Origin of the sequence: Streptomyces pseudogriseolus (genome assembly GCA_002154585.1) — a bacterium.
Taxonomy (GTDB): domain Bacteria; phylum Actinomycetota; class Actinomycetes; order Streptomycetales; family Streptomycetaceae; genus Streptomyces; species Streptomyces pseudogriseolus.
The window spans coordinates 1-8,521 of record MUNG01000024.1; the positions used below are offsets into that span (position 1 = coordinate 1).

The window sequence follows — 8,521 nt, forward strand, 5'->3', positions numbered from 1 at the left end:
GGGCTCCAGCGCGCCGGGGGCGGTGCCATGCCGGGCGAGCAGCTCCGCGGGCTCCATGCCGGTCTCCTCCCTTCCCCCTCGTGTGGCCGTGTGACCAGCACATCCTAGAATCGAACGCATGAGCGATACCAATGTGTCGCGTCTCGCGCTGCTCCGCTTCCTGGAGGAGGTCCAGCGGAGGGACCTGGAGCGCACCCGACGATGGATCGCCGCGGAGGAGCAGCGGGAGGCCGAACGCCAGCGCGGAATGCAGGCGCGCCCACCCGTCCCGGACTGGCTGCTGGAGCGCGGGCTGAATGCGCGCTCGGCGCCCGTGTACGTCCACGTCGGCGGCTGCTGGAACGCGGGTAAACGCTCGGAGGGCGTGAGCCGGGAGCAGGCGCTCCACGCGCTCGCGGAAGGTGTGCCGGCGTGCTCGCACTGCCGCCCGGACACCGAGCTCGGCTATGTGGACGGCTGACCCCCGCGTGGAACACCTGCGGCATGTGGACCTTGCCGGAGCCGATGCTCGCCGCCCCGACGCCGGACCCCGTCCTGCCCGCCGGGTGGGCGGCGGAGATCAAGTTCGACGGGTGGCGCGCACTGCTGTCCTGGAGCCAGGGGAACCTGGTGCTGCGCTCCCGGCAGGGCACACCGCTGGCCGAGGCGTTCCCCGAGGTACGCGCGGCCGCCGGGCAGCTCCCTGACCGTACGGCCCTCGACGGGGAGCTCATCGTGTGGGAGGGCGGCCGACTGGCGTTCGAGCGGCTGCAGGGACGTCTGCAGCGGCGCGGGCCCGCGGCCGCCCGGCTGGCCGAGGAGTGGCCCGCCCACTTCGTCGCGTTCGATGTGCTGCGCCTGGAGGGCACCGACACCACCGGGTGGCCGTACGAGCGGCGCCGCGCGGCCCTGGAAGGGCTCTTCGCCGAGCGCGGGCTGTCCGGGACGTGGGCGCTGTGCCCGTCGACCACCGAGCAGTCCACCGTGGACGACTGGCTGACCAACTGGACCCCGGTCGGCATCGAAGGCGTGGTCTTCAAGCGGCTGCGCAGCCCCTACGCCCCCGGCGCGCGAGGGTGGAAGAAGCACAAGGTGAGGCATACGGAGGACGCGCTTGTGGGCGCGTACACCGGCCCGGCCGCCGCGCCCCGCACGCTGCTCCTCGGCCGGTACGACACCGCGGGCCGGCTGCGCTACATCGGCCGCACCACCACCCTCCCGCAGACCGCAGGCCGCACGCTGGCCCCGCTGCTCACCACGGCCGCCGCGCCGCATCCGTGGACCGGGTGGACGTTCTCCGCCGGGTGGGGGACACGGGAGACCCTGCACGTGACTCTCGTGGCGCCGGAGCTGGTGGTGGAGGTCGGCGTCGACGTCGCCCGCGACAGCGGCGGCCGCTGGAGGCACGCCGCGCGCTGGCACCGGGCGCGCCCCGACGTCGCCCCAGGGGAGGTGCCGCGGTTCGAGGAGTGAAGAACCCCCGGCTTCCAGCGGATTCGGTAACTCTCCACGAGCCGTGAGCCTACGCCTGCTCGGTGCGGTCGCCGGGGCCGACTGTGCAGCTGCTCGGTGCCTCCCACAGGGTCCGCGCGATGTTGTCCGTCCCCCGGGAGGAGCGTGGCCTGCTGGCGCAGTCCCAGCCGCGGCGGGGCTTGCGCTGCGCGATGACCTTCCACCCGGCGCCCCGCAGGCTCGCGCCGCTCTCCCCGTCCTGCGTGTACGTGATCAGCCGCGCATAGCCCAGGGCCTTCGCCGCGCGCCACGCTGCGCCGTACAGGACGCTGTTGGCGTTGCGGACACCGTCCGTGGCCGTGCGGGTGACCTCCAGGGTGCGCCCGTCATCGAAGAGCCGGGCGACGGGACGCCCCACCATCGCCACGGCCCGCAGAATGCCGTCGTCGTCGGCGGCGCCGAGGCAGAACACGGCGCCGGGCGGCGGCTTGTGGTGGCGGTGCCAGGCGGTGACGAAGGCCTTCGCGTCGACCTGCCGCACCGGCACGACGTGCAGGCCGCTCACCGCCGCTGCGCCCAGCCGGCCCACGCCTGCAGCGTGCGCCAGACGCCCGGGCCGACGCCACGCGCGGGTGCGGTGGCGTCCGTCTGGGACAGCATCACCGCACGCCGTGCGGCCCGGTACAGGACGACCGCGGCCGCAGGGATCAGCCCGGCCCACAGGGAGATCCCGCACAGGCCGGAGGCGGCGAGGTAGGCGATCAGGCCTCCGGTGCCGGGGCCGACGACTGCCAGGGCGCCGCTGGTGACCGCGGCGAGGAGCAGGAAGTAGCCGAGCCGCACGTCCACGTCGGTCAGTACGGCCAGGGTGGTGTTGCCCGTGACGGAGATTCCGGCGGCCCACAGGGCGATGCTCTGAGTGTTCAGGGCGCGGCGGAGAGAGTTCGGTATCAAGGGTGGCCTCCGGGCCGGCGGGGGCGCTCTGCTGCGCCCCGGGTGCCGGGCACCGTGCAGGGGGCGGGCGGTTTGCGTCGCGTGGTGAGCCGGGGACGGTAGGGCGGGCCGGTTCCTACGGTCCGCCGCATGTTGAAGATCACCGGGCCGTCTGCTGGCCTCTCGCGCGCCCTGTCGGCGTCCGCTGCTGCGGCCGCCTACGTCCTGTACATCGCGACCATCCCGGCCGCGAACCTGCTGATCACCCATGTCGGGGCCGTGGGCGTGGGGTTCGGGCTGACGGCTCCGGCCGCCGTGTTCACCGCGGGTCTCGCCCTGGTGCTGCGGGACCTGGTCCACGAGGTGGCGGGCCGGGCCGCGGTCCTGGTCGCCATCGCCGCCGGGACGCTCCTGTCGTACCTGTTGGCCGACCCGGGCCTAGCGCTCGCGTCCGCCGTGGCGTTCGCGGTGGCCGAGCTGGTGGACATGGCCGTCTACACGCCCGTCCGCAAGCACGGGCTGCGCAAGACGCTGCTCCTCGCATGTGCCCGGTTCTCCCGCCGGGCCCGGCGCGCCCTGGCAGGGGAGTCGCAGCGCCCGGCCCGGGGCCGGCTGGTCGCCGCGGTGGCCGCGTCCAACGCGGTCGGTCTGGTCGTGGACTCGCTGCTGTTCCTGTCGCTGGCGTTCGGCTCCCTGCACTTCCTGCCCGGCCAGGTGCTCGCGAAGGCGGAGATGACGCTCGCCGCCGTGGTGGTGCTGCACCTGATAGGGATGCGGCGCCGCCCGGCATGAGGGCCCGGTTCTTCCTCGGCATCCCTGAACCGTCCTGGCTGTGGAAACCGCATCCCGGCCTGGACGGTGTCGCCCTGTTCGTCTCCCGCGCCCGCCTGGCCCGCCGCTCCCCGAACCGGGTGATGCCGCGCGCCCTGCACAACTTCGCTCTCGACTCCGGCGGGTTCACCGAGCTCAAGAAGTTCGGCCGGTGGCGGGTGAGCGCCGCCGAGTACGCGGCCGAGGTGCGCCGCTACCGCGCCCAGTTGGGGCCGGAGCGGATGCTGTGGGCCGCACCGCAGGACTGCATGTGCGAGCCGTGGGTGATCTACGGGAAGAACCAGCACCTCGGCGCCCGCCACGAACGCTACTTCCACGGCACGCGCGAGCTGCGCGGCCTGGCCGACGGCGACGACGAGCACGACCTGACGACCGCGGTGCGCATCCACCAGCGCCTCACGGTCGGCAACTACCTCGAACTGCGCACCCTGGCCCCCGATGTGCCGTGGATTCCCGTGCTGCAGGGCTGGGCCCTTGAGGACTACCTGCACTGCGTGCGCCTGTACGAGCAGGCCGGGGTCGACCTGGACACGGTTCCCGTGGTGGGGGTGGGGTCGGTGTGCCGCCGGGAGGACACCAGCGAGATAGCCCAGATCATTGGGACGCTGTCCGCGCTCGGGCTGCGCCTGCACGGCTTCGGCGTGAAAACCGACGGGCTGGCCATGTACGGGGAGCTGCTGGCGTCCGCGGACTCTCAGGCCTGGTCGTACGGGTACCGCAAGCGGAAGATCCGGCTGGAGTCGTGCACGCACAAGGCGCAGACGTGCGGCTACTGCCTCGATGGCGCGCTGGCCTGGTACCGGCGCATCACCCAGCCGCCCACACCGGGCGCGCCCGGCCCGCGCGTGCCGAGCTCCCCGAACCCGACGACGGGGGCCGGCTGGGAGCAGATGGCGCTCGATGCGGAGCTCGCCGCATGACGCGACACAAGCCGCCCAACTCCCTACGGTCCGCGGCCATGACGAACTCGAAGCCCTTGCCGCGCCGCGGCCGCCCGCCGCTGCTCACCGCCGATCTGATCAAGGACATCGCGGCCGCCGCCGAGCAGGGCATGAACCGGCGGGAGATCGCCGCGGCGGTGCAGGTCGGCTACGCCTCGCTGATGCGGTGGCTCGCCGAGGGCCGCCGGCTGCGGGACGCCGGGGTCGACGGCAGTGCGCTGATGGGGCACGACTGGCTGTGTCTGCGGCTGGTGAAGTGCGTGGAGGACGCCGAGCAGGTCCGCCGCGTGAACAAGGTGAGCGTGCGTGAGGTGAAGCCGACGGGGCGGCCGCCGCTGCTGAACGAGGACCTGGTCGACGTGGTGGTGCGTAGCGTGGAGGCGGGGGACGGTCGGGCGGTGGCGGCCGCGGCCGCCGGGGTGACGCCGCGAACGCTGCAGCGGTGGCTCGCGCGTGGTGCCCGTTCCCGCATCGGCGGGGCGAGCTCCGAGTACGAGCGGCTGTGTGCGGACCTGCACCGGCGGGTCGCCGTGGTGGAGGGCTCCGGGGAGTCCGGGCCGGTGGGGCTGGAACTCAAGGGCGTGGGCTGTGCGTGCGTGCCGGGCGAGCTGCTGGAGGCCTACGAGGTGAAGGCGGACCAGCGGCCGATGCTGCTGCCGGAGAAGCCGACCGTCTACCACTTCAAAGCGCCGGAGCAGGCCGCGGCCGGGGGGCCGCTGGTGATCGACTTGAGCCGTCGGCGGGGCCGGATCCGCTCCTGGCTGCGCTCCCGTCTGCACCGGACCGCGAAGACCCTGTGACCTGCGGTTTTTAATCCACGTGCGCTCTAGCGCATCAGGGTTTCCTCATGCGCTACAGCGCACGTGGTGAAATCCTGATGCGCTGTGGCGTATCTGGCCTGATGCGCTACAGCGCATGTGGCCTCATACGCTGTAGCGCATGTAAACAAGAAGAACTCAACCAACCGAAGTAACAACCCGAACTGAGGTGGCTGAGGAAGCCGGGCCGGCCGCCGGGCCGTCTCGAGGATTCTCGCCCGCCAAGGCGGGCTCACCCCGAGACGCAAACCGGATCGGCGCCTTCCATCCGGGGCCATGAACCCCACCGTGATGGAAGCTCTCGAAGAGTGGCGGGACGCCAACGAGCACCTCAAAGACTCCGCCGTCAACGCGCTGCGCCTGGCCCTGCCCGGCCTCGACCACAACCGCACGCCCACCTACTGCTGCCCGGTCATGCTGGCGATCGACAAGCCGGGCGATCTGGGAGCCGGCCGGGTGTGCATCGACACCGACACCCTCGCCACGGTCGAGCTCTCCGACATCCCCAACACGGTCCTCGGCGAGGCCAGTGACGCGGTGTTCGGGGTCGGCTGGTTCGAGGAGGCCGAGCTCCCCCTGGCCGAAGAGGACCCCGGGACCTTCCACTACGACGACGAGGCCACCGGCGCCGAGTGGTCCCTCACCATCGGCGAGGACGGCCGCGGGAAGCTCCTCATCGAGGCCGTTCCCGTCCCGTACGCCGTGGAGCTCCTCGACGCCCTCAACACCGCCCGCACCCGCCAGCAGCAGGAACCGGGGCCGGAGCTGGGGGAGGGCTGACACACTGGCCGCATGACTCCTGAGCGCGCCCACCTGTACGGAACCGCCGCCGTCGCGGCCGCCGTGGCGACCCTCGGCGCCGGCGTCGGTGCGGCCGCCGGAGGCCCCGGCATCGCCCTGGCCGTCGCCGCGATCACCGGAGGCGGCGCGCTCATCGGAGGTCTCCTCACCCGCGGCCGCGCTCTGGCCGCCGCCGAGACCGCCCAGAGCGCGGCCGCGCGGTCCGGGTACGTCGAGGGACGGTCAGACAGCCTGCTCGCGACCATCTCCCAGTACGAGGCCGCGGTGTTCCCCGCCAGCCCGGACGGCGTCACCCCCGAGGAGCGGGCCGCGCGCCGCGCCCACGCCTACAAGGTGGCTTCCGACGAAGCGCTCCCCCACCCCATCCAGGAAGCGGCGGCCGCCGCCCTTGAAGCCCTCGATGACGGCGACCCGCACCGCAGCCAGGACACCATTACCACCCTGTTCTACGCCGTGCGGAAGCAGACCGCGGGACGGTAACCGCCCCTGGCGTGCATGTTCCGCTCCTGCCCCGCCGCTTCCCCGCGGCCGCGATCCTGACGGCCCAGCAGGCCGGGGCGGGACGGAGAAACGGCTGTGGCCACCCGACGCCGTACGGGCCCCACCGACACCGTGCGCCAGGTCGTGCACACCCGCGACGGAGGCCGCTGCGTACGCTGCGACTCCCCCGCGGACCTGACCATCCACCACCGCGTCAACCGCGGCATGGGAGGCGCCCGCGAGGAGTGGATCAACCAGCCGCAGAACCTGCTCCTGGTCTGCACCGTCTGCAACGGCTGGCTCGAGGACCACCCCCGCGAGGCCTACAGCCACGGCTGGAAGGTCCGCCGGCCCATGCTCCCCGGCGAGATGGCCGTCACCTACCCCGGCGGCCGCCAGTACGCCCTCCACCCCGACGGCACCCGCTCCATGGTCCGCGCCCCGAAGGCGGTGACCCGATGAACGCCGCACCCGGCAACGCCCGCACCTACCCGCTCACCGTGCGCTGGTACCTCGCCACCTGGCGCGGCGGCCCCGCCTGGAATGCCTCCCGCATCCGCACCCACACCCACTGCACGCCCCGCACGATCGGTGTCCTGCTGTCCGTGCTCGGCCGCACCTTCGCCATCGGCCAGTTCGGCACCTCGCCGCAGATCACCCGGCAGCGGTACTACGACTTCGGGGAGCGCTTCGGCCGCTACTCCGTCGGCACCTGGCGCACCGTACGCCGGGTGCCGATCAGCGCCGGGTTCATGTACGGCGGTCCGCCCCTCCCGGGCAGCTCCCGCCCGGGCGACATCCGCATCGGGATTCTGGTCACCCTCGCCTCACGCACCGTGTGCCTGTTCAAACTGGCCACGGCCGCCATGGTGCGCGAGAGCCGCGCCTCCGGTGGCTCCCTGCACCGGAGGCGCCGGTGACCGCCCTCGCCCCGACGATCCCGCCCCGGGTGCGCCTGGACGTCGACCGGCTGCCCGCGCATGACGTCCTCGTGGTGCTGGCCGCCCGGGACCGCTCCCGCTCCCCCACACACCCGTTTGATGTGGTGTACGATTCCCGGTCAAGGAAGCACGGCTAGGGGAGGCCCCTGCCACCAGCACCCGCACGGGTGCGCACCCGGGAACGGGACACCACCATGCTCAGCACCGACTACGACCGGCTCCGCACCACCGCCGCCACCGAGGTCGACGGCGAGCTCGCCGCGATCGCAGATCCCTTCGAGCGCCGCGCCCGCGCCACCGAGATCCGCAACCAGGCGAACAGTGAGCTGGCCCTGCTCAAGCCCGAGCGGGACCAGCTCCTCGCCGCGGCCGCGCTCGCCGACGGCCGCGTGAGCAAGGAACTCGCCGACGCCTGCAGCATGGCCTACTCCTACGCCCAGAAGGTCGCCGACCACCACAACGGCGCGCACCTGCCCAAAGGACGCCGCTGGAACGGCACCGCGAGCCTGGAGCAGGCCCGCGCCAACAACCCCGCCCACGCCCAGCCGGACATCCACGACCAGGCCGTGCAGGTCGCCCGCCGCTACGAGACCGCCAGGGCCCGCCGTGACGCGGCCTTCGCCCACATGGGACCCGCGCACGAGGCGGTACGCACCGCGGGCGGCCGCGTCCACGCCACCACCCCGCCGGCCCCCGACTTCACCGCCATCCGCGACCAGGCCGCCGCCGAACTCCGCAACGAGTTCGCCGACCTGGACCTTCCCCCCGAGGAGCTCCTCGCCAGGACGGTGGAGGCCGTGGAGCAGGCCGAGGACGAGATGAGCCTCCTTCTGCCCGAGCGCGACCAGGCCCTTGCCTCCCTCGCCTGCTACACCACCGCCCGCGCCGTCTACGAGGCTGCGGGCATCTCCCGGCAGGGCATGAAGCGCGTCCTGGAACGCGCCCTCGGCGTGCCCCGCGGCGTCGCCCTCCCACCCCGCAGAGAGCAGCCGGCCGCCGCCCGCGCCGCCGGGATCGACTACAACCCCGACGCCGCCGAGCAGCTCCCGCAGATCGCCGCCGCCTACGAAGCCGCCTCCGCCCGCCGGCACGCAGCTATCGCACTGCGCACCGCCGCCATGCGCACCCTGCACGCCGAGCCGTACGGCTGGCCGCAGACCCGCCTCGCCGAGGTGATCGGCCGCGACGTCGCCGCGGTCAACCGCGCCCTGAACGCCGCTGCCTGACCGGCCGGGAAAAACTTCCCCCGGCACCCGTAACGTTTCGGCGCCTCACTCCGTCTACGGGTGTGAAGAACAGGTCGCTCACCCGGCTGACCCAACCCCCTACCCCCCCGGGGGGGTAG

Annotated in this window: 12 protein-coding genes; 10 read left to right on the forward strand and 2 right to left on the reverse strand. The window is 73.1% G+C overall.

The features are described from left to right. Positions 1–118 precede the first annotated feature (118 nt). Both CCN29_RS03775 and CCN29_RS03780 read left to right on the forward strand, forming a co-directional pair. A complete protein-coding gene (locus CCN29_RS03775; RefSeq protein ID WP_086680045.1) occupies positions 119–460 on the forward strand; it encodes a DUF6233 domain-containing protein in 342 nt (113 codons plus the stop codon). A gap of 23 nt (positions 461–483) precedes the next feature. After that, positions 484–1,452: an ATP-dependent DNA ligase gene (locus tag CCN29_RS03780; RefSeq protein WP_086680047.1), complete on the forward strand. Its 969-nt coding sequence runs from the start codon at positions 484–486 to the stop codon at positions 1,450–1,452. A 49-nt stretch (positions 1,453–1,501) separates the two neighbouring features. On the opposite strand, the gene CCN29_RS03785 is transcribed toward CCN29_RS03780, so the two are convergent. Then, positions 1,502–2,020, reverse strand: a complete 519-nt coding sequence (locus tag CCN29_RS03785; RefSeq protein ID WP_442538227.1) for an XF1762 family protein — start codon at positions 2,018–2,020, stop codon at positions 1,502–1,504. Then, positions 1,993–2,385 (reverse strand): hypothetical protein, encoded by a 393-nt coding sequence (locus CCN29_RS03790; protein WP_086680049.1) that lies wholly within the window; start codon positions 2,383–2,385, stop codon positions 1,993–1,995. The genes CCN29_RS03785 and CCN29_RS03790 overlap by 28 nt, the downstream gene beginning before the upstream one ends. 129 nt (positions 2,386–2,514) lie before the next feature. On the opposite strand from CCN29_RS03790, the gene CCN29_RS03795 reads away from it, so the two are divergent. From CCN29_RS03795 to CCN29_RS03830, 8 genes are all read left to right on the forward strand, one after another. After that, the gene (locus CCN29_RS03795; protein WP_107481669.1) at positions 2,515–3,156 is read left to right on the forward strand and encodes a VUT family protein; all 642 of its coding nucleotides are present in this window, start codon (positions 2,515–2,517) and stop codon (positions 3,154–3,156) included. Further along, positions 3,153–4,115: a deazapurine DNA modification protein DpdA family protein gene (locus CCN29_RS03800; RefSeq protein ID WP_442538228.1), complete on the forward strand. Its 963-nt coding sequence runs from the start codon at positions 3,153–3,155 to the stop codon at positions 4,113–4,115. Before CCN29_RS03795 ends, CCN29_RS03800 begins: the two co-directional genes overlap by 4 nt. Before the next feature lie 38 nt (positions 4,116–4,153). Beyond that, positions 4,154–4,936, forward strand: coding sequence for a helix-turn-helix domain-containing protein (locus tag CCN29_RS03805; protein ID WP_086680051.1), 783 nt, complete (start codon positions 4,154–4,156; stop codon positions 4,934–4,936). Between the two features lie 294 nt (positions 4,937–5,230). After that, the gene (locus CCN29_RS03810; protein ID WP_086680053.1) at positions 5,231–5,734 is read left to right on the forward strand and encodes a hypothetical protein; all 504 of its coding nucleotides are present in this window, start codon (positions 5,231–5,233) and stop codon (positions 5,732–5,734) included. A gap of 12 nt (positions 5,735–5,746) precedes the next feature. Next, positions 5,747–6,235, forward strand: coding sequence for a hypothetical protein (locus CCN29_RS03815; protein WP_086680055.1), 489 nt, complete (start codon positions 5,747–5,749; stop codon positions 6,233–6,235). 96 nt (positions 6,236–6,331) lie between these two features. Beyond that, the gene (locus CCN29_RS03820; protein ID WP_086680057.1) at positions 6,332–6,697 is read left to right on the forward strand and encodes an HNH endonuclease; all 366 of its coding nucleotides are present in this window, start codon (positions 6,332–6,334) and stop codon (positions 6,695–6,697) included. Continuing rightward, positions 6,694–7,155, forward strand: a complete 462-nt coding sequence (locus CCN29_RS03825) for a hypothetical protein (protein ID WP_086680059.1) — start codon at positions 6,694–6,696, stop codon at positions 7,153–7,155. Before CCN29_RS03820 ends, CCN29_RS03825 begins: the two co-directional genes overlap by 4 nt. Positions 7,156–7,370: 215 nt before the next feature. Beyond that, positions 7,371–8,402, forward strand: coding sequence for a hypothetical protein (locus CCN29_RS03830; RefSeq protein ID WP_143661272.1), 1,032 nt, complete (start codon positions 7,371–7,373; stop codon positions 8,400–8,402). Positions 8,403–8,521: the final 119 nt, after the last annotated feature.